Raw genomic sequence first — 23,927 nt, forward strand, 5'->3', positions numbered from 1 at the left:
AAGTTTGATATAAGTCAATAAATCAGGTTTGTTTGAAAAAGAAAACCTCCAAATCAGTTATAGAATTTGGAGGTAAAAAAAATGAAAGTTCTTTTTTAAAATTTAATAGCTAAAGAAGCTTTAATCGTTCTAGGCGCTTGCGGATTTAAGAAATCTCCCCAATACACTTCGTTTGTAAGGTTATCGGCTTTTATAGCAAATCGGTATCTCGCTTGTTCGTAGAATACAGAAGCATTTAAAAGATGTACACCTGGAATAACTATATCATTTGATGAGGTTAAGAAACTCACGTCTCTGTAATTTCCTCCAAAACCAATTCCAAGACCTCTTACTTTTCCTTGTTTAGCGGTATAACTTATCCAGTAATTAACCGTGTTTTTTGGAGTGTAAGCAACGTGTTTACCTGCATCTGTTCCGTTTAAGAAAGTAGCATCAAGATTTGCATATCCTAACATAATATCTAATCCTGTAATTGGAGTAGCGAATAATTCTAGTTCAAAACCTTTGTTCTTCTGTGTTCCGTCTTGTAAACTGAATAATTGGTTAACAGGATTAGTTCGTAGTTTGTTATCGACTTTAATATCAAAGTAACTCGCCATCAATGTTAAACGATTTTGAAATAAACTTGATTTAATTCCTAATTCCCATTGTGTTGCTTTTTCTGGATCTGCTTTCTGCATCACACCATTTCCTGTTCCGTCATCTTTTAGGAAACTGTTGATGTTTTTGTTCCCTCCAAGATAATTTCCAAAAACAGACAACTGTTCAGGTAGAATTTCATATACCAAACCAAATTTTGGCGTCCAGGCTCCTTGATTGAAAGAAAGATCAGGATTATCTGCGTTTGGAATCGTAGCGCTTGGTGTTACATCTTTAGAATATTCGTAACGAAGACTTGTCATTAAATGAAGTTGCGGAAGAATATCCAAAACATTTGAGAAATATGCGCTGTAACGGTCATTTACGTTACCTCCAGTCCAGAATGTAGTAGCTGCGATAGCTTGATCAAAAGCCTGTTTTGATAGATATGGTGCAATTGATGTATATTGGAAAGTGTCATACGCAGCAGAGCTTCCAACGTAAATTTCATCATCTCTCAAATAGTCAATTCCGACTAATAAACGATTACGCATTTTTCCGATTTTAAAATCACCGTTTAAATACTGCTGAATGGTTGTAAAGTCAATATCATAACGAGCAGTTCCTAATGTACGGCTTACAGTTTGTCCTGTTACACTAGCGATAACATAATTTGGGTTGTACAAGCTGTACGAATGTCCAAATGAAGTTGTTGAAGTCCATTGATCGTTTAATTTATAAATGGCATCAACAGAAAATATAGAAGAGGCTTTTTCGTATAAAATTTCATTTGTAGTAAAAGACAAATCATGAATTGGATTTAATTCATTCACATTTGTAATACCGCTTGCGCTTAAATAAGGTCTTTGTGTTCCTTGTATTTTGTAAAGATCAGCTTCAACCACAATTTTAAGTTTTTCGCTGGCATTATAGGTAAATGATGGAGCAACAAAATAACTTTCTGCCCAACCATAATCCTGAAAACTTTTTTCTTTTCTATATGCGGCATTAACTCGCCCAAGAAAAGCACCATCGGCACTCAATGGCGTATTGACATCGGCTGTTAAACGATTGTATCCATAGCTTCCTGTAATATAGTTAATATTTCCACCAAAAGTGTCGTAAGGCTTTTTGGTAATACGATTGATAACTCCACCATAATTTGCACGACCGTGACCGCCAAATAAAGTTCCTGATGGACCTTTAATTACTTCAATACTTTCAATATTGGCCATATCATTTTCGGTCCAGTTACCCAGCATTTTTCCATCTCTAAAGAAAGCTTGTTCGTCAAAACCTCTTAAATAAGAGCCAGATCTTACTCCAGGTTCTGAACCAGCTGAAACTACTCCGGCAGCACTTTTTAACGCATCATCAAAATTAGTTAGTACCTGCTGTTCGATTATTTTAGGATTAATAACAGAATATACTTGAGGGTTTTCTAAGTTTTTAAGTGGCATCCTTGCGATATACTGACTTTCTTTGGCTGCCATTTTTTTGCGATCACTTGTTACAATGACTTCCTGTAATTCTTTATTTGAAGCTTTAATTTGAAGCGAAATAGGAGTGGTGGTATTTTCATTTACAGAAATTTCTTGTTCGATAGTTTCGTAACCTGTCAATGAAACTAAGACGTTGTAATTTCCAGGTTTCACTTTGTGGAATTCAAAGACTCCATCTTCATTTGTAATAGTACCCAGTTTAGTTCCTTTCAAAACGACATTTACAAAGGAAGCCGGATCTCCGTCAGAAGTGGTGACGTTTCCTTTTATTTTACCAAAATTTTGTTGCGCCTGAATGGTAAAGGCATGAAAAAATATGCAGATAAGAATTGCATATTTGAAAATTCTAAGGTTATTAAATTTCATGGTTTTTTTAAAATTTGATTCAATTAATTATTTAGACTAAATAAAAACAGTGCAAATGTAAAAATTAATTTTACCTCTCCTAATTTTTTATTTATCAATTAATAGCGAATATGTTAAATGCAGTTTTTTAGCTTTTTGGCCTGAAAGAGAAAGCTATATTTTTCTTTTGTTTTAAGCTTTTTGTTTGTGTAACGAATAGATAAGAGAGGAACTTTTTTAGTGTTGTTTTAATTTAATTATCATAATATATTAATTTAGCACTCAAATTATAACCCAAAACATCTAAATACCCGCAGTAAAAAATGGAGAATATCACAGTAATTATAATGTTACTTTTTGGCGTAGCCTTTCTTAGTTTAATAAGTAAAAGATACAATTTTCCAATTCCTATTGTATTGGTTCTGTGTGGAGTACTTATCAGCGTTGTACCAGGACTTCCAGTTATTGCCTTGAGCCCAGAGATTGTTTTTATCATTTTCCTACCGCCTCTTTTGTATCATGCCGCTTGGCATACAAGTTGGTCCGATTTTAAACAAACTATTCGACCGATAACTCTAGCGGCTGTTGGTTTAGTCTTTTTTACAACAGGATTGGTTGCCGTTGTAGCACATTGGCTTATAGAGGATATTTCTTGGCCGTTAGCATTTTTGCTTGGTGCAATTGTTTCGCCTCCAGATGCAGTTTCTGCAACCGCTATCACTAAAGGTTTAGGTTTGCATCCAAGATTAATTGCAATTCTGGAAGGAGAAAGTTTGGTGAATGATGCCAGTGGTCTTGTGGCTTACAAATATGCTTTAACAGCGATTACAGCTGGAAATTTTGTTTTGTGGCAGGCTGGATTAAACTTTGTTTTAATGTCGATACTTGGCATAGGAGTGGGACTGGCTGTTGGTTTTATTATGTATTACATTCATAAAAGATTTGTTTGTGATGATATTATCGAAGTAACACTGACATTATTAACACCTTTTGCATCTTATCTTATTGCAGAGCATTTTCACGGTTCAGGAGTTTTGGCGGTTGTGGCTACGGGACTTTTCTTGGCGGCAAGATCAGGGACTATTTTTTCCCATGAAAGCCGAATAATGACCAATACAATCTGGGACGTTTTAAACAATATTCTCAATGGTTTGATCTTTATCTTAATTGGTCTTCAGTTGCGTCAGATTATTGAAGGAATCAGCAATTACTCCGGAAATTCTTTATTTATATGGGGATCTGTGATTAGTATTGTTGTTATTGTTGTTCGTTTTTTATGGGTAATTCCAGCAACGATTATCCCGAGAATGATCAGTAAAAAAATCCGTGAAAAAGAAGAGTTTGATTATCGAAATATGATTGTTTTCGGTTGGTCTGGAATGCGTGGTGTGGTTTCGATGGCGGCTGCTTTGGCACTGCCATTAATGTTGAATAAAACCGAAGAATTTCCGCTTCGTAACTTGATTATTTATTTAGTTTTTTGCGTGATATTGTCTACTCTGGTTATTCAGGGGCTTACGCTTCCGTGGTTGATTAAAAAGCTAAAAATTCAGCGTTATTCTATTTTAGCGGAAGAGTACGATATCAGAAATAAAATAGTTTCAGATACCATCACCCATATTGAAGATCATTTTTCTTTATTGGATGATGAATTACTGCACAACATTAAAAGTAAATATGAAGTGAAATTTAACCGATTGCAAAAAACAGAGCTTCCGGCTAACTTTTTTGGAAATGGAAAGGTTTTAGGTGGACAAATTTTTAATGAATTCACGAGAGTGCAAATAGATCTTTTGAATGTAGAACGAAGCAATCTTGAAGGTATGCATAAAAAAGGATCTGTAAATGAAGAGATTTTCCGTAAAATAGAAAAAGAACTAGATCTTGAGGAAACTCGACTTTGGATGGAAATGTACGAGGAATAGAAGGTTTAAATTTCAAATTTTAAAATCCAAATTCCAAAAATAGGAGAAGATAGAGCTTTGTCAAAATTTTAAACTTTGACAAAGCTTTTTCTTTTTTGAAGAATTAATTTGGAATTTTCATGTCACTTACTGCCAAATTAGCGCTGGCTTGCGCCATTATTTTGGATGTATTTTTATTAATAACTTCCGCTTTGATATTGATGATTGTCTTTCCTAATTTTTCGAGTTTAGTTCTAACGATAGCAGTTTGGTTTTCAAATGCCGGATTAAAGTAATCAATATATAAGTTGATAGTGGGATAGAATTTTTCAAGGCCTAAGACCATAAAATTTACCCCAATACAATCGTCAATCATTCCTGCTGTAACGCCTCCGTGTAGCATTCCTACAGGATTAGTCATTTCTTTCCTTATTTCGAATTCAAACTCGACCATTTCTTTTTCAACCGAAATTACTTTTCCGTTTAACCAATGCGCAAAAGGAGAAGGGCTCTCTGTAAAATGTTTTCCAATAAAACTTTGAAGAAACTGTAATCTTTTGTTTTCCATGTTTAAATTATTTAAGCTGATAATTTGATACTATTTTTTAGCGGATTGATTAGTTTGTAAGCGGTTTTTGGAAAAAATCGGCTTAAAAAATAAATGACTTTTGTATCGCCAATGCGAATGGTGTAATTGTTTTTGTGAATTCCTTGAATCAATCCTTTTACAAGTGTTTCTGGAGTTATGGTTTTAGTGTCGATACCTTTTGCCATTTCTGTTGCTACCAAAGGAGGAAGTAATTCAAAAACTTTTACATTGGTTTTAGCCACTTCCAAATGATTTCTAAGTGAAGCCGTATAAAAGCGAAGTGCAGCTTTAGTTGCAGAATAAGTTGGTGCTAAATTTGAAGGAACATAGCTCAAAATTGACGTTGTATTGATAATAGCACTTTCTGATCGGTTTTGAAGCATTTGTAGAAATAAATTATTCAAACGTACTATGGCCAAATAGTTTATGTTCATTTCATAAGCTGCCATTTCGGTAATCTGATCGTTTGTTTTTGCCAAGTTATTCGTCGGATTTGAAACGCCAGCATTGTTATAAAGAATATCAATTCCTCCCAAAGCTTCAATTTGGATGTACAATTTTTGTGCTTGATCTTCATTTGCAACATCGTTTTGAATGGCTATTATTTCAGGATAAAGCTTTTTAGCAGCGTCTAATTTCTCTTGATTTCTCCCTGTAATAATTACTTTGGCTCCTTCTGCTAAAAACTGTTTAGCAGATTCTAAACCTATTCCTGACGCACCGCCAGTAACCAATATTGTTTTACCTTTTAAGTCCATTTTGTTCTTATTTTAAAGTGTATAATTTGCTTTGTTTAAGAATATTAAATAAATTTGCTTGCATTTTGCAAGTACAAAGATATTAATTACTTGCAAAACGCAAGTTAAATTTTAATTTATTTTTATGAAGGCTTCAAAAAAAAGATCAAATTGCCCTATAAATACATCTTTAGAAATTTGGGGAGATAAATGGTCATTGTTGATTATTAGGGATTTAATGTTTAAAAAACAATGTACGTATGGTGATTTTTTAAAATCAGAAGAAAAAATTGCTACTAATATTTTAGCGAGTAGATTGCTGGTTTTAGAAGAGAATAATATCATAATAAAACTAGATCACCCAGACAGCAAAGCAAAAGTTTTGTATCAACTTACTGAAAAAGGAATTGAATTGTTTCCTGTTTTAGTCGAAATTAGTTTATGGGCTGAGAAATATTATGAAATTCCAGAAGAAAGAAAAAAGCTTATCGAAAAAGCAAAAGACAACAAAGTCGTCTTTATTGAAAAAGGAATAAAAAAGATGAAAGAAGGTTTGTAATTGTTAATTCTTAATGGTGAATTGTAAATGATTTTGCTCAAGAAGAAAATTAATAATTTACAATTCACCATTAAGAATTAAATGACTTCCATTTTTTGCATTAAAAATGTAGCACTTTTATTTTTGCAGATTCCGTTTCTTAATTTGTAATCGAAGTGTAATTCGTTATTTTTTATTTCTACTTCAAAACATTGATTGGTTAAAATTTCGGGATATTCGTTAGTAGTGAGGCAAACTTCAATATCGTGAGTTGCGATTGCACCTATTGCTTTTTTAGAAATTATCTTCTTTACAACTTCAATGGTTCCGTTTCTTTTATCATCAGAATTTGTTCCTCTTAAAATCTCATCCAATAGAACAAAAGCAGGCTGATTTTCAAGTGCATCCATGATCTGTTTTAAACGTTTAATTTCAGCAAAAAAGTAAGATTCGCTATCTGAAAGAGAATCTGATAAACGCATTGAAACTAATACTGGAAGTGGATGTATTTTAGCTTCTGATGCACAAACAACTGAGCCTGTTCCACCAAGTACCATATTGATTCCTAAGCTTCTTAAAAAGGTACTTTTTCCAGACATGTTGGAACCCGTTAAAATCACAAAAGAAAGTGGATGAAAATTGGTATCGTTTCCAATTCTTGTTGCAGGATTTAACAATGGGTGACTTAGGTTTTTGAATTCAATTTTATACTCAGAATTGATTTGAGGGAAAACAAAATCGGAGTTATTGTAAGCTAAATTAGCAAGACTGTTTAAAGCTTCAATTTCGCCAATAATAGCAATCCAGTGATTCATTTCTGAAGCGTAATCTTCTTTCCATTTCAAGAGTGCTCTTAAAACATGAAGATTGAATAAGAATGTCCCGTTAAAAAGTGTTGCAGTAACGAAATTACTGATTGTATCCATTCTAGAAAACAATTCTGAAAGCTGTTTTAAATGCTGACTTGCCTTAGCATTTTTAAATACAAGTTGTTTTTGTAAATGAATTAGCTTTTTAGATTGGAAACTTTCGTTTTCTATTTTTTCTAGCAATAAACTATATTGTTTGATGATTGTATCAACATTGTCTGCCTTGGCAATTTCAGATTGAATTCTTTTTATTGATCTTCCCAAAACAATCAAATTGGCAATGAAAATATAAGTCAGATACGAAAGTAAAATGGTTTTTGAAGTAAAAATGTAAGCTATTAAAAATCCAAAAAACAAGGTTGGAAGAATTATTGAAAGTGTAACTAAAACTTTAGGTAATGTATTATTTTTAAAAGAAGACCAATGTTTTATTGCTTCGTATGATTCTTTAGAGTCTCGGCTAATGATTGCCAGAGCCTGGAATTTCTGTCTCCAGTCAATTTTGTTTTTAAGTTCGTTTATGGCTTCCTGATTTTCTAAGATTTTATCTTCAGGAAGAGTGCTTAATAAAAGATTTGCTAGTGTTTTTTTTCCGATAAAAGTAGCGGTTCTATTAAGGCTTTGGAATAAAGAATGTTCTCCGAAAATATCTAAATCGTATGCATACGGATGATGAAAGTCTATAAATTCTGCTCCGTTTTCAAAAGAAGTTTTTTCTCTTTTCAGAAAAGAAATTTCGTTTCGATTAATTTTCAAAAGTGTTTCTGCTAATAATCTTTGGAAAGACAAGCGCGAATGTATTCTCATTAAAAAGAGAAAACCAACAAAAGATAAAACAGCCAGAATAACATAAAGTATTTCGTTTGTTTTGATGTAATAAAACATAAAAAACAATAAAAGAAAAATACTTAATAACCTCAAAAGGCTTATGCTGTTGTATTTTTTGTTGGTTTTATGATGTAGTTCCGAATAGGTTTCGATTTTGTCCTGATATGTTTTCATTCTTATAATTTACTGAAATACAAATATAAACTTTAAGAGACAAAATCGATAGATATTAGAATTAATCTTCATGCATTATTAGTACCGGAATTTGGACTTCTTTAGATATTTTTTTGCTGAAACTTGAATCGAACAGACTTTCAAAAAAGGAACGTTTGTGTGTTATCGTTGTCAAAATATCAATGTCTTTATAAAGTACAAAATCAAGAATAGTTTCTTTTACATCATCACTTGGCAAAACTAAAAATTCGACATTTTCTCCAGCAAATTCTCTTTCCCATTCTTTTCGTGTTTCATCTGTAACATCTGAATTTGATGCTTTTACGTAAAGACTTTTTACTTTAGCATCTGTTTTTTTAGCGATTTTTAAAATCTTTTTTAGTTCTTTTTTATCTTTTTCACGGTAACGTGTTGTAAAACCAATTGTTTTTACTTTTTTATATTTAGCATCGATAGGAACACACAAAACAGGAACTTCAACTCCTGAAATTACAGATTCGGTATTAGAACCCGTAAAAAATTTTGTCCAGTCAGAAACGCTGTTTGTTCCCATGATTACAAAGTCAATTTGGTCTTCTTCAACAGCATTTTTTAGATTATAAATTAAATCTCCGTCCATCAATCGATGTTTGATTACAATATCGTCTAAGTTTCTTTCTGCAGCAATCGTACGTAATTTTGGAATTTCATCTTTGAACATTTCAAATTTTGCCAATTCGATAGAACTGTATATAGAAGCGTAATTCTCTGGAAAGAACTGGCTGTCGTAAACTGGAATTTCAAATGTATGAAGTAAGATTAATTCGGCTTTTACAACTTTAGCAAATTCTAAAGCATGAACAAATGCATTTGTAGCAGCATCTGAGAAATCGGTTGGTAATAATATCTTTTTCATAGTATTTAAGATTAAGGTTTGTCTCTCAAATTTACTCATTCTAAAAAGAAAACGACCTGATAATTATCAGTATTTTAACACTTAATAATTTGTTAATACGCCGATTTTTGCCATAATTTAGACTTTTGTTAGTTCTAAGAGATTTGCCCTTTTTTTGTACCTTTGCGGCATGATAAATCAAGATTCTATAGTTGCTTTGGCTACACCTTCGGGAGCTGGAGCTATTGCCATAATCCGAATTTCTGGGGCCGAGGCCATTACCATTGGTAATTCGGTTTTTAAATCTATTAAAAACAAAGATTTAACAAAGCAGAAAACGCACACACTTCATTTGGGGCATATTGTTGATGAAAGCAAAACATTGGATGAGGTTTTGGTTTCTGTTTTTAAAGGCCCGAATTCGTACACAGGCGAAGATACAATCGAAATTTCATGTCACGGATCAACTTATATTCAGCAGCAAATTATTCAGTTGTTGCTGCGAAAAGGTTGTAGAATGGCAGATGCGGGTGAATTTACGCTTAGAGCTTTTTTAAACGGAAAATTAGATTTGTCACAAGCAGAAGCAGTTGCCGATTTGATTTCGTCTGATAATGAAGCTTCTCATCAAATTGCTATGCAGCAAATGCGTGGTGGATTTAGTAATGAAATAGCAAAACTTCGTGAAGAACTTTTGAATTTTGCTTCCTTAATTGAATTAGAATTAGACTTTGCTGAGGAAGATGTAGAATTTGCTGACCGTACACAATTTCATGAATTATTGAATCGAATAGAATTTGTTTTAAAACGTTTAATAGATTCATTTGCTGTCGGAAATGTTATTAAGAACGGAATTCCTGTTGCGATTGTGGGTGAACCGAATGTGGGAAAATCGACATTATTAAATGCTTTATTAAACGAAGAAAGAGCTATTGTTTCTGATATTGCTGGAACAACACGTGATACGATTGAAGACGAATTGGTAATTGGCGGTATCGGATTTAGATTTATTGATACTGCTGGAATTCGTGATACAAAAGATGTTGTAGAAAGCATCGGAATCAAAAAGACTTTTGAAAAAATTGATCAAGCACAAGTCGTAATTTATTTGTTTGACGGATTAAAATTTCAAACTTCAAGTTCTGAATTTGTGAATGAAATAGAGCAGATTAAAAATAAATATCCTCTAAAACCTCTTGTAATTGTAGTCAACAAAAAAGATATTTTATCTGCTGACGAAGTGCAAAATATTACCACTAAGCTAGAAAATCTAAATGCAAAACTTTTATTGATTTCTGCTAAAGAAAAAATAGGAGTAGAGGATTTAAAAAACGAATTGTTATCATTTGTAAATACTGGAGCACTTCGCAACAATGAGACAATTGTGACGAATACGAGACATTATGATTCGTTACTAAAAGCTTTAGACGAAATTCAAAAGGTAAAATTTGGTTTAGAATCTGGTCTTTCGAGTGATTTGATGGCGTTGGATATTCGCGAAGCTTTATACCAATTCGGGTTGATCACAGGTCAAGTCTCTAATGACGAATTGTTGGGGAACATATTTGCTAACTTTTGCATCGGCAAGTAGAGGGCGCAAATAAATACAAAATAAAAATATTTAAAATAGCTAAAATGTTGGTAATTAACATTTTGGCTATTTTTTTATAGCAATGTTTTTTATAATATTTGAGTGTTGTTTTGTCCAGATTTGTACCTTATTTGTACCTCGAAAATCGAGGTACAAAAAAAATTAACGATAAGGGCAGGTTTTGGCACAGTTTGGCACCTTATGACACACTTTGACACATCAGGGAAGGATTTATTGGGCAATGTAGGGCACATAACTATAAAATTAAAAAATTATGAGTTCAAACATGCGAATTACAAGAATCTGCCAATTCTGTCACCAGGAATTTACGGCAAAAACCACCAAAACCAAGTTCTGTTCCTTGAAATGCGGGAGCAGGAACTATAAATTAATTATCAGGCACAAGACAAACGATGTCAGCAATAAGGAAATGGAGAAGGTCAGAATACAGGATTTTGAAGCCATAAAAAAAAGGGATTATTTAAGTGTTGCCGAGTGCGGCCAGTTTTTGGGAATAAGCAGAAGGACGCTTTACAGGATGATGGAAAGAAATGATGTCGATACGGTAAAGCTGGGCAGAAGAAGGCTTGTGGTCAGAAAAAGCGTAGAAGCAATTTTTGCTTTAAACGAGGTGACGACCGAGAAGCCCGATCCAGCTCCCCAGTTTGTGGATTTAAGCCAGTGCTGCACCATAACCGAGGCCCAGCAACGATACGGAATAAGCCCGACCGCGCTTTATTTTTTGATTAGAAAATACAACATAAGCAAGTTTGTCTCCGGCAAATTTACCTATGTTCAGAAAAAGGATTTGGATGTTTGTCTAAAAAGTATTGGAGATGAGTAAGAGTATTGTGACACTGAGAAAAAGACCGATATCCAAGGGAAGATTGTCTTTGTATCTGGATTTCTATCCACCGATATGGGATGCAGACAGTAATGAGTATACCAGACGAGAGTTTCTGAAGTTGTACATCTATGAGAAGCCTGAAGATCAGTATCAGAAAATTGCCAATATTGAGAACCAAGATGCCGCTGAACTGATTCGGGCCAGAAGACAGAACGAGATAAACAAGTCGGAGATCTATTCCCCGTTTGAAAAGGAACAGCTGCAGATTCAGGCTAGAGGCAATGAATCATTCCTCATGTTTTACAAAAAGCTTGGACAGAAGAAAGAGGGGAAAAATTTAGATATATGGAACTCTGCAATTGCCCATTTCGAGGTATTTCTCAATGGAAACGACCTGCTGTTTAAAGATGTATCGGTTACTTTAGTCGAGGAGTTCAGGGAATATCTTTTAAAGGCCAGGAGCAGAAGAAAAAACAAGAAGCAGCTCTCTAGAAATACCGCACTTTCCTATTACAACAAAATTAAGACCACCTTGAAATGTGCATATAAGGAAGATAAATTGAAAACCGATGTCAACGCCAAGATAAGCTCTATTAAAGAGATGGAATCCCAGCGTAACTTTTTGACCCTCGAAGAAGCCAGACTTCTATTCGCAACGCCATGTACCAACGCCATGGTGCGCAAGATTTCAATGTTTTCCGTTCTGACCGGGATGCGATATGTTGATATTGCCAAACTGGTCTGGTCGGAAATCCAATATATCGAGAGGGATGGATATTATATCGTATTCAGACAGAAGAAAACAGAAGGTGCAGAATCTTTGCCGATTTCTGATGAAGCTTTTCAGCTTCTTGGAGTGAGAGAAGAGGAAAAGGAACGTGTGTTCAAAGGTTTTAATAAGTGGGATGTTGACCGAACAATTCCCCAATGGGTGGCATCTGCAGGAATCAGAAAGCATATTACCTTTCATTGTTTCAGGCATACCTTTGCAACGCTTCAAATTACGGCTGGAACTGATATTTTTACTGTTTCAAAAATGCTGGGACATAGAAGCGTTAAAACAACACAGGTATATGCCCGAGTCATTGACCAGAAAAAGAGGGAAGCCGCAAACCGGATTTCTTTGGAATGAAGATTTTTCTTTACCACAATTTTTAACGCTTCACCAAAAAAAGGTGAGGCGTTACTCTTTTTATTTTATTAAATAGTTTTTAGAAGTTTTTTAGAAACTATTGTTCAAAAAATTGCAGGTATTGCAGTAAGCTGTTTTTTTTGTTTGGGTTATTTGACCTTGTTTTCTTTTTCTTAATTTCTAGAGTTTCAGATAAAACGTCGTTTTCTGGTATTGTACTACTTCCTGAATCTTCTAAGAATTTTTTAACCGCTCCAGCCATCAACTTATAGAAAAGACAATATTTCAGTTACCTCCGCAAGTGTAACATTCATTCCTTCGTCGGTTAACATTTTATGTGCTTTTTCAGGTATGATTTTACTAGTATGATTTTCATTAAATTCCATTTTTTTTACTTTTTAATTTTATAAGTAATGTGAAGATAATCAATTGTTTATGTAGTTAGGGGAAGTGAATTATTTGTCCCGTTGGGGGACAGGAACAGGACAAATTTCAACATCATTTTTGGACGGTTTGAAGCAATTGGCTTACTATTATGTAATGGTCTGTCTTCCATTGGCTTTGTAAATTTGGTTTGGATGTCCTGAGTAGGATTGATGCAAAAATTATAAAAACTCAATTGATTCATCGCATTAAGCTGATATATAAATTTACAAATTTTATGGAGGATTTTAAAAGAATGTTTTACGTTAAGGCAGGATTGTCTTTCTTTGGCTATATGAATTACTGTCTTGAATTTAAAAATAAATGTATTGGTTTTTTTATTTGGTCAAATAAGTCTTGCCTAATTTTTGTGGAATAAACATTATATTGAATGGCTAGCTAAGCCTTAACTTTTTTTATGAGAAATGGTATCAAGTATGCTGATCTCTATATCTTCGACGATTACTAATCAAAATTAAATAGTATTTTTGTAATAAATACGATCCGTCTTTAAATTGAAAAGCAACAACATACCAATATTAGCGGCTAAAGAGTTTAGGCAAACTTTGATGATGGATTATGACCAGAAATTATTTGGGAAGGAGAATTTTAACGACTTCTTTATACATGACCTAGCAGCTCCTAACTACAAATTAAAGTTTCCACAGCCACTATATCGAAATGCTGCGCATTCTCTGATGATTGTTATTCATGGAAAAGTAATCAAAAGTGCAGGTCTTGACAGTTATACAGTTACCAATAATTCAATACATCTAATCCCAGCAGGACATATAACTTCCACAGTAGAAATGGTTAAGAACACATCCGGTTTTTGGCTGCATTTTTCAGATTCTTTTTTGAGTCATACCAATATTGATATTTCCGATTGGATGGCAAAACCTGTTATTCATTTTTCAGAAAATGAAATGAAAAATTTGATTGTTTTGCTTCAACGTATGGAGGTCTTAAACGAGGATTATCAAAATACTGAGTTAATTAAACTTTATTTAGCTACTTTTCTTGTGGAGGTAAAAAAGTCAGCAGATTTCACTCATCGACAACAGTTCACAGCGGCAGAAAAGATAACCTTGGAATTTAAGCGTCTTTTGAATCTTAATGTTTCAAAGCAGAAATCTGTTTTTGCTTATGCAGAACAAATAAATATATCTCCAAATCATTTGAACAAATCTGTAAAATCTGTAACAGGAAAATCTGCTTCTCTCTTAATTGATGAGATGCTGCTACTGGAAGCTAAAGTTTTGATAAGGTTAAATAAGATGTCGTTTAGTGAAATTGCGTTTGAAATCGGTTTTGAAGACCCTTCTTACTTCGGCAGATTTTTTAAAAAGCACAGCGGATTAACCCCTACCGAATTCAGTAAAATGATTGATTTGTCCGAGTAATTGCTTTTTTTGTTCTTTCCTTTAAGTTGGTTGCTAATTAATTTTGCAATCTAATTTAAATCAGGAATATGAAATTAAAAATTCTATCAATCTCAGCATTGTCTTTTTTTTGTGCAACAGCATTTGCCCAGACAGACACCCTAAGCGTGGGACCTCCACAAATCCATGATGTACCTATCCCTGTTGAAGCCTTTGCTAGCAATAATGGAGTATCTTTTCAATTAATTGTAAGCAAACATTTTAATTCCAATTCACGATTTGGTTTTTTTAATGTTAGTCAATTTACTGGCAACTACACTACAGAAGATCAGAACAAAAACGAAATGATGACTCTTGCTCTGGCAACTTTTGATGTTTGGAAAGGCTTTTCCCTAAATGCAGGAGCTTACATAGATAATTTTACTGGTTTTTCACCTACCGCAGGTGTACAGTATGTATTTGCGAATAGAGAATTTCTGATAATCGCCTTGCCTAGAATTGATTTAATCCGAAATTATAATTTCGAATTATTTGGACTTGTCGAATACAGACCTATGTTCAATGCAAAATGGGGACTTTATACGAGAGTACAGGCTCTATACAATGAGAACATTAAACAAGAGTATCATGAGAGAAGTTATGTTAACCTGAGGTTAGGCACAGCATATGAAAATTATCAGTTTGGTATTGGTTATAATTATGATGTCTATGGTCCCTTTAAAACTAGTCAAAATAGCATAGGTGGATTTTTAAGAGCAGAATTATTTTAAAAAATATAAAAATGAAAGATTTAATATCAACAAATTCAAAGAAAACAAAAAAAATATATTGGACTGTAACAGTTGTCTCAATGATAATGATCATTGTTCCTCCATACTTCCTACCAAATAATCAATTAGAAGAAACTATTCATAGATTGGGATATCCGAATTACTTCAGATCAGAACTGGACATTTTAAAAATTGTAGGCGCAATAGTCATTCTGATACCTTCATTTCCTACGATGTTTAAGGAATGGGCTTATGTAGGGTTTGGAATATTATTATTATCAGCAAGCCTTGCACATTTTGTTACTGATGGAATAGCAGAAGGGTTTCCTCCGCTAATTCCTTTTATAGTCCTATCAGTATCTTACTATTATTTTCGTAAATTATTCTACAATAATAACTAAATGGACAAAAAAAAACTGATACAAAACAATAGTTTTACAGACACAACTGGAAATACGAATGATTTTAGATTAACACGAAAAGAAGTGTTGATTACGGTCATATTAGCTCTTCTTACAGCAATTGAGATATTAAGTGTTGATTTATATTTACCAGCTTTTAAATCAATTGCAGATGATCTGCAGGCTGATATTGGTAAAGTTCAGATATCACTTTCTACATTTTTAGGAGGATTTGCTTTAGGGCAGTTAGTATGGGGAGTTTTAGCTGATAAGTTCGGCAGAAAACTTCCAATAATAGCTGGACTTGCCCTGTACACAATTTTGTCGATTTCGATTGTCAAAGTTGAAAGTATTGAAATGTTCTGGCTTATTCGATTTCTACAGGCCTTCAGCGGTTCAGCGGGAGTTGTTGTTGCCAGAGCAATAGTTACTGATGTTTTTGAAAGAAATAAAACGATGAAGGTATTTTCTCTATTGGCCCTAATAATGGGAGTAACACCTATTGTTGCACCAAGCATAGGAAATGCCTTGCTACAGACTGGTACCTGGCATAGCAATTTTATCGCAATGGCTGTAATAGGATTTATTATACTGTTGTTGGTTGTTTTTCTTTTGCCTGAAACATATTCAAGAGAAATATTAAGAATAGATGATAGCTCAAAAAGTAAACAGACACCTGTATTCAAAAACGGGCAATTTGTAATCTATACGATAATTGGCAGCATGGTATATTCCGGCTTGCTAGCATTTATTTCTAACTCGCCTTTCCTTATTATGGAAAAAGGGGGATTTACGGGTACTGAGTACAGCCTGATTTTTGGAGTCATATCCATAGGAATAGTAATGGGGTCTTATTCCATAAATTATCTAATTAAATTTTTTGATAAACATCTAATTGTTAGACGCGTCTGCTTATTACAGGTAATTTTTGCTTTATTGTCAGTTATTTCTATCTATATGAATGCTCCGATAATAGTTATACTATTATTAATATTTCCATATTTATTTTTGCTCGGTATTTTGCTTCCTGCAACTGCTGACTTAGCATTAGAGCCTTTTCGAATTAATGGAGGCAAAGCTTCTGCAATTTTTGGATTTGTTCAATTAGCTGTAACATTCATTATTTTGACTATCATCGGGCTTATACAAAACAATTCAATAGTACCAATGACTATAACACTTTTGATTTGTGCCTCTATATCGCTAGGAACATCACTATTTTGGAAAAACAAATAGAGGTTGAATCTGTTATGACTTCCATAATACACTCTACTCTAAGATTGTAATTTGTAACTTAAACGGTAAATGAAATGACTAATTGAAACTATACAATGTAATAGTCATAGACGCTATAGTTAATTTAAAGAGATAGATGATTATAATTAAATAATCCTATCTCTTTACAGTATTGAAAAAATACAAAATCCAATAACTATGCCTTTTCATATTCCCTTCTAGCTGGCAGGTAACAATAAATGCAAATACTACTAATTCAAGGAAAAATAGCCAGTATAATTTTGAACAAGGAAACTGCTGGGATCTACATATAAATATATAGGCGTGATACAAAATAATGTGCGAAAAGGTGTTGTCTTGATAACTGATTTCAGTGGATTTACTGAGTTTCTTTTCAGCACTCAAATATATACAGGAGAATATATTGTCAGAGAATTATTGCTGACAATAATTAAAGCTAACAATGGATATTTCTACATTTCCGAAATAGAAGGTGACGCTGTTTTATTTTACAAACTTAGAAAAAATCCCAGTTACCAAGATACTGTAGAAGTTATAAAAAGAATGCAGATAGCGTTTGATGAGAAAATCTCTGAGCTAAGTGTTAATCTGGATACTAAGATAGAAATGTCACTAAAGTTTATTGTTCATTATGGAGAATTTTCAAATTATAGCATTAAAAAATTTGGAAAACTATATAGCAAGGCAATTGTAGAAACGCATCAGCTACTAAAAAACACATTTGCTGAATATTCTTCCTATACATTTTTTAGCAATCCTTTTCTTGAAAGTGTAGTAGATGGGGTTTACAGTATGTCAAAAGTTAGTAAATTAGTTCCAGGGATGGGTATGATTTACTATCAGGATCTTTAGAGCAAGAAATCAGTTAATAATGGACCTTAAGAAAATTTAAACAATCAAGTGCTGTAAACCTAGGGCTAGGTGTGCCTCGCTAAAATTTTTAGATAGACCACTTTTTCAGAAATCTGATTATCTTTCCTTTGTTTTGTTGCTGGTAAATCAGGGAATTAAAGCCTTGTAGAGTTAAGTAAAAATTAGTATAACCTTATTAAGTCTAAAAAAAAATGGCGCCAATTGCCTTCAATTGGCGCCATTTGGCGTTGTGATAGGAACAGGAAAAATTTCAACATCATTTTTGGATGATTTGAAGAAATTGGCGTACTACATGTAATGTCTGTCTTCGATTGACTTGGTAATTTTGGTTTAGATGTTCTGTTGGGGATTGATGTGAAAAATTATAAAAACGCAATTGGTTCATGCCAATAAACTAAAAGCAATTCTGCAAATATTATTGACGATTTGAAAAGATTGTTATGCTTAATGTACAGTTGTCTTTCTTTCGCTCTATTAACTACTTTTATGTGATTTAGGTTTTGTGACACAAAAGTAATCCCTTTTATCAAGTGCATCTCGAAAGAAGAGTAGATTTATTGTAAAAGGATGTTAGTATTAAAGCTAAAAATTGATAAACATATTCCAAGTTTATATTCTCATAAAATTCTTTAATCATTCATTGAATAGAATATGAATTTTTATAAGTCTTGGGGTAAAATTATTTATTATAATAAAAATTTAAAAGATTAATCTTGTTATTTAAATGAAGGTTTTTCCGAGGTACTAGAGACTTATTCAGTTCTTTTAAATTAAATAACTGAATTTTAAATAGCTGTTTGTTAGTGTTTTAAATTGTTTTTAAATGTGATTAGAGACTTGAAATATAAACCAAGTTGAAAAAAAAAAAAATAAAAATAGACAGACAAGTTTGTCTGTATTGAATTTTTTTCTAAGTTTGCCCTGTAGAATCGCAATAGATTTAATAAATAAATAAAACAAATAATTATTTAACAATTTAATTTACTAAAAAATGGAACAGAAACATCCACTACCGCCTTTTACATTGGAATCCGCACTACAGAAAATTCAATTTGCTGAAGATGCATGGAATTCTCAGGATCCTGTAAAAATTTCTAAAGCCTATACCATCGACAGTGAATGGAGGAACAGGGATAAATTTGTCAACGGAAGAGAAGAAATTGTCGAATTTCTTGCCAACAAATGGGCCAAGGAGCTGCATTATAAGCTTAAAAAGGAGTATTGGTCCCACACGGACAACCGCATCGCAGTCCGATTTGAATATGAATACATGGACCCGCAGGGCAATTGGTTCAGGGCGTATGGAAATGAAAATTGGGAATTTGACGAGAATGGATTGATGGCTAGGAGATACGCTAGTATTAATGATTTAGCGATAAGCGAAGAAGATAGAAAGTTTAAATAAATGAAACTTTATAGAAGTGGAATTGGTAATTAGTAATTATTGAATTGGCTGATTCCGCTTTTATCTATCTATACCATCAGAATGTGGAAGCATCATATTGAAGCTTCTAAAAGAATTAATTTTAATATAAAAATAAAAAAAGGGAGCTATGAAAATATTTAAACAGATCATTTTAACAGTTGGATTTCTGACAGCAGGCTTGGCAGGTGCACAAAGTTCCTCGAATACACAAACAGAGAAAAAGTATCCGGTGCCGCCCTTTACCTTGGAAACCGCATCACAGAAAGTGAAACATGCAGAAGATGCCTGGAATTCTAAAGATCCTGTAAAAATTTCTAAAGCATACACCATTGACAGCGAATGGAGGAACAGGGATAAATTTGTCAACGGAAGGGAAGAGATTGTCAAGTTTCTGTCTGATAAATGGAAGAAGGAGCTGCATTACAAGCTTAAAAAGGATTACTGGGCACACACAGACAACCGTATTGCCGTGAGATTCGAATATGAGTATATGGACCAGAAGGGTAATTGGTTCAGGGCATACGGAAATGAAAATTGGGAATTTGATGAGAATGGCCTGGCCAAAAGGTATGCCAGCATTAACGATCTGCCAATCAAGGAAAGTGATCGAAAGTTTAAATAACTCAAACTTTATATGAAGTAGAATTAGTTTTGTTTTTGCAGCACCTATTTCTACTTTTTTATGTGCCATGCAAAAAGCAAGTATAGCTATGCTTTGTGTTCTAGAACTTTTTGTGAGCTAATTTCAAGGAGTTTTAGACAGACAAGTTTGTATGTTTTTAGGATTAGTTATATATTTGTAATCTAAAATTTAGTTTATGATATCTCCAAAAGAAAGAATTATGGATGTGACTATGGTCCTGTTTGCTAGCCAGGGTTATAATTCAACCGGCATTAATCAGATTATTTCCGAAGCAAATGTTGCCAAGGCCAGTTTTTATCAGCATTTTAAATCCAAAGAGGACTTATGTGCTGCCTTCTTGAATGCAAGGCATGTCTATTGGTTTGATGAGCTTCATAATTTTATAAAAGGTAAAAAAGATATAAGATCAAAGGTTATCTCATCTTTCGATTATCTAATTCACATGAACGCAAAGGAAAACTTCAGGGGATGCAGCTTCTTGAATATTCTGTCTGAAATTCCAGCTGATAATTTAAAAATATTAAATGTAATTCAGGAGCATAAAAAGGACCTTCGGCATTTTTTTTCAAATCTCATATCCGAAGAGGGAGTGTCAGACCATATTTATATGCTTTTTGAGAGCTCTATAATAGAAAGTCAGATGTTTAAGTCTAATGAGCTGATAGAAAAATCAAAATTGATTGTCAATAGTTTAATTAATTAGGTAAATCAAAAGCTGTTCTTTTTCAAAAACGTGCAATTGTTAATAGCATAATGTTTTGACCTGTACATTTAAAATGAAATTGTAAGCAGTGTCAAAATTTTGGTTCAATCATAAATTATATCACATCGTGGAAATCAACAAGGATTATCAGCCTGCCAAAAAGAGAAGGTTTGTCAGAAAGGCAAGCATTTTGATACTTCTGCTTATTCAAATTGCTTTTTTGTCTGCTATTTTCAGGGAAAATTTCCATTCGTTGTGGATCTTGATTTCTATCATAGTCATGTGTCCATTGATACTGGTGAGCTATTTGCGGGGACAGATTCATCATTATGATCATCAATATGAACATATACTGGTTGTATCTTGGATTCCTGTAGGTGCAGTGTCTTCTTTTTATCTTAATCATTATCTGGGTTTAGGTCCTGTAATATCGGCAGCTGCAATTGGGACTTTGGGATCTTTTATTCCTGAAATCAATAAAGGATCCGATTATTTAAAGCAGGTTCCGGCAGTAATGTATTGTGGCGGATTTATTGGAATGTCAAGCACGCGTGTGGCGCCGGATATCTTCTTTATTTTGGCTGCGAGTTTTTTTACTGCCGTATTGATCCTGGTTTCTAAAAGCCTTTTTTCAGGAGTTGGAGGCAAATTAGGCACCCTTGCATTCACAGGTGTTGTGATAACTTCATTTATTTATTATCTTATCTCATATTATGTCTGATGTTTTGGTATTGATCCTGGTCGGTTTCACAGGCGCAGTGATGACCTTTTATGTAAGTGAAGGAAGAAAGCAGGGACCTGTTCGTTCCTCTGCGGTTTTATCGCTGGCTGTTGCGCTCATTATGCGCTTCGATGCTTTAAATATCGAATTGTATTTGACCCAAAATATCCCTTTGGTTTTTATCGGATCATCATTTATAGGGATGGTTTCAAGCCGATTGATTTCAAATTACAGGGCGATAGGGGCCGGCGGGATGGTTTTCTGCATCATCTTTCTCAATACAAGTAGGTTCTTTACGGGTTATGGCGGTGCGCTGGGAACAGCTGCATGTATTTCGCTGCTAACTATTTTGAGTATTCCCATTGTTACTAAAAGGCACAGGTTGACAAATGGATTTGCTTTATTTAGAAAAACGATCTTTAGAATAAAACGGGAATAGAGCAATAATCCAATGTATCTGCTGCGCGGGATCAAAAACATCATGTTTGGGAATTTACTATTTTTTATCCGTAGTTGAAGGCCGATAAATAATAGAAGTTTGGAGCGCTATTAAATTTCCTGTTTAAAATTATAATAGTAGTCAAATGATGAACTTTTTTTAAACATCTAAATGATTATATTTATGGCTTATACAAACTGACACACTTGTGTTTTTGTAGTCGTCCGAGTAGTAACGCAGATAATTTTAAAATGACAAAACTACCGGTATTTATATCGGCAATATTATTTTTAACCTGTATTGAAGAAAAGAAAACAGCTGCATCGTATTGCGCCGTTTCATGTCCCTGCACTCAATGGAGAATAAAAGATGAAAAACAAAACATATATCTGGAGGAGGTAGAACAGTAAGCTTCCTGAAGAAGATAAGCTTTGTGACGGAAAAACATTACCGTTTAAAGCTGCGGTAAAAGGCAGATTTAAACAATGGAAAGGAATTCCAAAAGGTTATTGAATAAAAGGAAAGCCGGAACCGGCTGAGATTTTTGTTTATAATGAGATTAAAATTCTCAATGAGTAAGGAAATAAGCAGCTTCTACGCCTGTAATACACAGAAGAAATTAATATATTAAATAACTGATAAACAAAAATCATTTAAAATTATTATTTTATCAGCCAGCCAATATCTCTGCCGGAGCAGGCAGTCCAAGTTCTTTCGCAGCAGAGCGGATATCCCTGAAAAAGCCGATGCCTTCAGAACTTTTGGTGTAGCAGATAATATCAAATTCATTACTTGAAATCTCTTCTATCTTTATATCTTTAATTGAAGGTGATTCCAGTTTGAATCTGTAAATGGGTTTGCCCATTATTATGTTGTTATAATATTGGCAGAGCTGTTCTGCCTGTTTTTGAGTGTACATTGTCTGATCTCATTTTATTGCTACAAGATATGAAAAAACATATTATTTTTAGAGATTCTTTAAGACGTTTTGCTTTCATGCATCGGCTTCACTAATGGCATTATGAGTATGATGTTCAGCAGAACTGCGATAAGTCATTTTTTACATCAATTAAGAGAATTAATCAGTTTTTTTGCCTGGGTTCTGCCAGCAGGTAGCAACCCGAGATTGAAACATATAAAATTCTAGTGTTGAAATTCAGCTTAATTAGCCTTGTATCCAGTATTTTTTTAGGAGCTTTTCCCGCTATACGCTGCAATCTTTTGTGCCGAACCTCGGCGCAAAAGGATTTCCACTGCTGTCGGGGCTGAAAAAGTTAAAAAGGCAATCAGGGAGTTCGCCGTTTTTTACTTCAGAATGTCAGTAGATAAGGATTAAATATTTGATTATTATGGATTTAGATGTTAAAATTTGTTGATTCTTCTAGACAAAAGGTATAAGCATTTAAAGCCGCTAAAAATTGTTGTTTGATAAAAGCAACAAATTGTTTTATTTCTTTATCTTTAATTCTGCTGGAAAGTTTTAAGACAGAAATGCAGAGGGATACCGTACTATTTACACCGAAGTTAAAGAAGCACCTCGAGAACTCGTACATTAACAACTGGGACAATTGCATTACCGAGCATCTGGTGCGGCTCGGTGAAATAAGGACCGCAAAATTAGTGGGTGATGCAGAAGAAGAAAACCGTTTGAGAAAAGAGCATACTATAACGATGGGATTTGTATTATTACCCTTTTTGGAGAATTTGATCATATCTTACGAAACAGATCGAAAAAAGTATCCGGATTTCAAAAGTTTCCTGCCTGTAATCTTTGAATCACTCCATGCACTTAAACCGGAAGATATTGACAAACTCATCAAAGATTAGTTTTTTGTTTTAGTAAGGGGTTGTTTTGTAATGGGTTGAAGTGTCTGGTTTTTGTTTTTTGATTATTTTAGCGGAGTGATGCATCAATTATAGACCAGTAATTTACAACAGTGTTAAAAAGCAGCAATACCTATCATAAATTTTGGATCTTGGATGGTCTTGAGCTGCCCAATGCGCAGCACAATACGGTCGGTTTTCCGTATCATGCGCATGACAATTTTAATATTGCCTTGATCTTAAAGCACTGAAATAAGTCATTAATTCATTTCTGACAGAAATAAATTATTATCTGCTTTATTTCTTTTCTTATCGTCTTTCAGACGTGCTTCTGCAACAGCAGTCAATCAATTTTAGTTTTACAAGAGCATTAAATATATTGGGTTTTAATAAAAATATCAATATTCCTATCTGTTGGAATGATTTTGTTGCTTTGGACTACAGACGGGCTGCTAAAGTGGAAAGCAAATGTACATTCCTTAAAGGCTATTCTCGAAATAGAGCAGTATGATCTCTATAATTACAAGTATCGCGAATTTGAAAAACTAAAAAATTT

The 23,927-nt window shown here is 33.6% G+C and carries 22 protein-coding genes; 16 read left to right on the plus strand and 6 right to left on the minus strand.

Annotation, left to right across the window (positions count from 1 at the left end; all coding sequences use genetic code 11):
• Positions 1-95: 95 nt before the first annotated feature.
• Complete coding sequence (locus NQQ59_RS14570) at positions 96-2,447, minus strand: TonB-dependent receptor (protein WP_144219623.1); 2,352 nt, start codon at positions 2,445-2,447, stop codon at positions 96-98.
• A 302-nt stretch (positions 2,448-2,749) separates the two neighbouring features.
• Between NQQ59_RS14570 and NQQ59_RS14575 the strand changes: the two genes are divergently transcribed.
• The gene (locus NQQ59_RS14575; protein ID WP_144219624.1) at positions 2,750-4,351 is read left to right on the plus strand and encodes a Na+/H+ antiporter; all 1,602 of its coding nucleotides are present in this window, start codon (positions 2,750-2,752) and stop codon (positions 4,349-4,351) included.
• 103 nt (positions 4,352-4,454) lie between these two features.
• Here NQQ59_RS14575 and NQQ59_RS14580 read toward each other — a convergent pair whose 3' ends face one another.
• Together NQQ59_RS14580 and NQQ59_RS14585 are read right to left on the minus strand one after the other, a co-directional pair.
• Positions 4,455-4,898 (minus strand): PaaI family thioesterase, encoded by a 444-nt coding sequence (locus NQQ59_RS14580; protein WP_144219625.1) that lies wholly within the window; start codon positions 4,896-4,898, stop codon positions 4,455-4,457.
• A gap of 11 nt (positions 4,899-4,909) precedes the next feature.
• Positions 4,910-5,677 (minus strand): SDR family oxidoreductase, encoded by a 768-nt coding sequence (locus NQQ59_RS14585; RefSeq protein ID WP_144219626.1) that lies wholly within the window; start codon positions 5,675-5,677, stop codon positions 4,910-4,912.
• Positions 5,678-5,801: 124 nt separating this feature from the next.
• On the opposite strand from NQQ59_RS14585, the gene NQQ59_RS14590 reads away from it, so the two are divergent.
• Entirely contained in the window at positions 5,802-6,215 is a 414-nt protein-coding gene (locus NQQ59_RS14590) for a winged helix-turn-helix transcriptional regulator (protein WP_144219627.1), read from the plus strand.
• Positions 6,216-6,292: 77 nt separating this feature from the next.
• Here NQQ59_RS14590 and NQQ59_RS14595 read toward each other — a convergent pair whose 3' ends face one another.
• Both NQQ59_RS14595 and NQQ59_RS14600 read right to left on the minus strand, forming a co-directional pair.
• Positions 6,293-8,065, minus strand: coding sequence for a MutS-related protein (locus tag NQQ59_RS14595; protein WP_144219628.1), 1,773 nt, complete (start codon positions 8,063-8,065; stop codon positions 6,293-6,295).
• A gap of 61 nt (positions 8,066-8,126) precedes the next feature.
• Positions 8,127-8,960, minus strand: coding sequence for a universal stress protein (locus NQQ59_RS14600; RefSeq protein WP_144219629.1), 834 nt, complete (start codon positions 8,958-8,960; stop codon positions 8,127-8,129).
• A 169-nt stretch (positions 8,961-9,129) separates the two neighbouring features.
• On the opposite strand from NQQ59_RS14600, the gene mnmE reads away from it, so the two are divergent.
• From mnmE to NQQ59_RS14665, 13 genes are all read left to right on the plus strand, one after another.
• The gene (mnmE, locus tag NQQ59_RS14605) at positions 9,130-10,530 is read left to right on the plus strand and encodes a tRNA uridine-5-carboxymethylaminomethyl(34) synthesis GTPase MnmE (protein WP_144219630.1); all 1,401 of its coding nucleotides are present in this window, start codon (positions 9,130-9,132) and stop codon (positions 10,528-10,530) included.
• Positions 10,531-10,804: 274 nt separating this feature from the next.
• Positions 10,805-11,374, plus strand: a complete 570-nt coding sequence (locus NQQ59_RS14610; protein WP_144219631.1) for a helix-turn-helix domain-containing protein — start codon at positions 10,805-10,807, stop codon at positions 11,372-11,374.
• Positions 11,367-12,509 carry a site-specific integrase gene (locus NQQ59_RS14615; RefSeq protein ID WP_144219632.1) on the plus strand — a complete coding sequence of 381 codons (1,143 nt, stop codon included), beginning with the start codon at positions 11,367-11,369 and terminating at the stop codon, positions 12,507-12,509. The genes NQQ59_RS14610 and NQQ59_RS14615 overlap by 8 nt, the downstream gene beginning before the upstream one ends.
• 938 nt (positions 12,510-13,447) lie before the next feature.
• The gene (locus NQQ59_RS14620) at positions 13,448-14,335 is read left to right on the plus strand and encodes a helix-turn-helix domain-containing protein (protein ID WP_144219633.1); all 888 of its coding nucleotides are present in this window, start codon (positions 13,448-13,450) and stop codon (positions 14,333-14,335) included.
• Positions 14,336-14,403: 68 nt separating this feature from the next.
• Complete coding sequence (locus NQQ59_RS14625) at positions 14,404-15,084, plus strand: hypothetical protein (protein ID WP_144219634.1); 681 nt, start codon at positions 14,404-14,406, stop codon at positions 15,082-15,084.
• Between the two features lie 11 nt (positions 15,085-15,095).
• Entirely contained in the window at positions 15,096-15,485 is a 390-nt protein-coding gene (locus tag NQQ59_RS14630) for a DoxX family protein (protein ID WP_144219635.1), read from the plus strand.
• Positions 15,486-16,721, plus strand: a complete 1,236-nt coding sequence (locus NQQ59_RS14635; RefSeq protein WP_144219636.1) for a multidrug effflux MFS transporter — start codon at positions 15,486-15,488, stop codon at positions 16,719-16,721.
• Positions 16,722-17,045: 324 nt separating this feature from the next.
• Positions 17,046-17,594, plus strand: a complete 549-nt coding sequence (locus NQQ59_RS14640; RefSeq protein WP_186296655.1) for a DUF2652 domain-containing protein — start codon at positions 17,046-17,048, stop codon at positions 17,592-17,594.
• 1,012 nt (positions 17,595-18,606) lie between these two features.
• Positions 18,607-19,020 carry a nuclear transport factor 2 family protein gene (locus NQQ59_RS14645; RefSeq protein WP_144219638.1) on the plus strand — a complete coding sequence of 138 codons (414 nt, stop codon included), beginning with the start codon at positions 18,607-18,609 and terminating at the stop codon, positions 19,018-19,020.
• A 148-nt stretch (positions 19,021-19,168) separates the two neighbouring features.
• Positions 19,169-19,663 carry a nuclear transport factor 2 family protein gene (locus tag NQQ59_RS14650; RefSeq protein ID WP_144219639.1) on the plus strand — a complete coding sequence of 165 codons (495 nt, stop codon included), beginning with the start codon at positions 19,169-19,171 and terminating at the stop codon, positions 19,661-19,663.
• Between the two features lie 196 nt (positions 19,664-19,859).
• Positions 19,860-20,387, plus strand: a complete 528-nt coding sequence (locus NQQ59_RS14655) for a TetR/AcrR family transcriptional regulator (protein ID WP_144219640.1) — start codon at positions 19,860-19,862, stop codon at positions 20,385-20,387.
• A gap of 298 nt (positions 20,388-20,685) precedes the next feature.
• Positions 20,686-21,108: a hypothetical protein gene (locus NQQ59_RS14660; RefSeq protein ID WP_257698347.1), complete on the plus strand. Its 423-nt coding sequence runs from the start codon at positions 20,686-20,688 to the stop codon at positions 21,106-21,108.
• Positions 21,101-21,547 (plus strand): hypothetical protein, encoded by a 447-nt coding sequence (locus NQQ59_RS14665; protein ID WP_144219641.1) that lies wholly within the window; start codon positions 21,101-21,103, stop codon positions 21,545-21,547. The genes NQQ59_RS14660 and NQQ59_RS14665 overlap by 8 nt, the downstream gene beginning before the upstream one ends.
• Before the next feature lie 670 nt (positions 21,548-22,217).
• On the opposite strand, the gene NQQ59_RS14670 is transcribed toward NQQ59_RS14665, so the two are convergent.
• Positions 22,218-22,466, minus strand: a complete 249-nt coding sequence (locus NQQ59_RS14670; protein WP_144219642.1) for a hypothetical protein — start codon at positions 22,464-22,466, stop codon at positions 22,218-22,220.
• Between the two features lie 506 nt (positions 22,467-22,972).
• On the opposite strand from NQQ59_RS14670, the gene NQQ59_RS14675 reads away from it, so the two are divergent.
• Entirely contained in the window at positions 22,973-23,374 is a 402-nt protein-coding gene (locus NQQ59_RS14675) for a DUF4932 domain-containing protein (protein WP_144219643.1), read from the plus strand.
• Positions 23,375-23,927: the final 553 nt, after the last annotated feature.

The organism is Flavobacterium panacis, assembly GCF_024649945.1.
In the GTDB taxonomy this organism is placed as follows: Bacteria; Bacteroidota; Bacteroidia; order Flavobacteriales; family Flavobacteriaceae; genus Flavobacterium; species Flavobacterium panacis.

Excerpts from the sequence above, each read along its gene's own strand:
- NQQ59_RS14570 (WP_144219623.1), bottom strand. The coding sequence starts at position 2,447 with ATGAAATTTAATAACCTTAGAATTTTCAAATATGCAATTCTTATCTGC.
- NQQ59_RS14575 (WP_144219624.1), top strand. The coding sequence starts at position 2,750 with ATGGAGAATATCACAGTAATTATAATGTTACTTTTTGGCGTAGCCTTT.
- NQQ59_RS14580 (WP_144219625.1), bottom strand. The coding sequence starts at position 4,898 with ATGGAAAACAAAAGATTACAGTTTCTTCAAAGTTTTATTGGAAAACAT.
- NQQ59_RS14585 (WP_144219626.1), bottom strand. The coding sequence starts at position 5,677 with ATGGACTTAAAAGGTAAAACAATATTGGTTACTGGCGGTGCGTCAGGA.
- NQQ59_RS14590 (WP_144219627.1), top strand. The coding sequence starts at position 5,802 with ATGAAGGCTTCAAAAAAAAGATCAAATTGCCCTATAAATACATCTTTA.
- NQQ59_RS14595 (WP_144219628.1), bottom strand. The coding sequence starts at position 8,065 with ATGAAAACATATCAGGACAAAATCGAAACCTATTCGGAACTACATCAT.
- NQQ59_RS14600 (WP_144219629.1), bottom strand. The coding sequence starts at position 8,960 with ATGAAAAAGATATTATTACCAACCGATTTCTCAGATGCTGCTACAAAT.
- mnmE (WP_144219630.1), top strand. The coding sequence starts at position 9,130 with ATGATAAATCAAGATTCTATAGTTGCTTTGGCTACACCTTCGGGAGCT.
- NQQ59_RS14610 (WP_144219631.1), top strand. The coding sequence starts at position 10,805 with ATGAGTTCAAACATGCGAATTACAAGAATCTGCCAATTCTGTCACCAG.
- NQQ59_RS14615 (WP_144219632.1), top strand. The coding sequence starts at position 11,367 with ATGAGTAAGAGTATTGTGACACTGAGAAAAAGACCGATATCCAAGGGA.
- NQQ59_RS14625 (WP_144219634.1), top strand. The coding sequence starts at position 14,404 with ATGAAATTAAAAATTCTATCAATCTCAGCATTGTCTTTTTTTTGTGCA.
- NQQ59_RS14630 (WP_144219635.1), top strand. The coding sequence starts at position 15,096 with ATGAAAGATTTAATATCAACAAATTCAAAGAAAACAAAAAAAATATAT.
- NQQ59_RS14635 (WP_144219636.1), top strand. The coding sequence starts at position 15,486 with ATGGACAAAAAAAAACTGATACAAAACAATAGTTTTACAGACACAACT.
- NQQ59_RS14645 (WP_144219638.1), top strand. The coding sequence starts at position 18,607 with ATGGAACAGAAACATCCACTACCGCCTTTTACATTGGAATCCGCACTA.
- NQQ59_RS14650 (WP_144219639.1), top strand. The coding sequence starts at position 19,169 with ATGAAAATATTTAAACAGATCATTTTAACAGTTGGATTTCTGACAGCA.
- NQQ59_RS14655 (WP_144219640.1), top strand. The coding sequence starts at position 19,860 with ATGATATCTCCAAAAGAAAGAATTATGGATGTGACTATGGTCCTGTTT.
- NQQ59_RS14665 (WP_144219641.1), top strand. The coding sequence starts at position 21,101 with ATGTCTGATGTTTTGGTATTGATCCTGGTCGGTTTCACAGGCGCAGTG.
- NQQ59_RS14670 (WP_144219642.1), bottom strand. The coding sequence starts at position 22,466 with ATGTACACTCAAAAACAGGCAGAACAGCTCTGCCAATATTATAACAAC.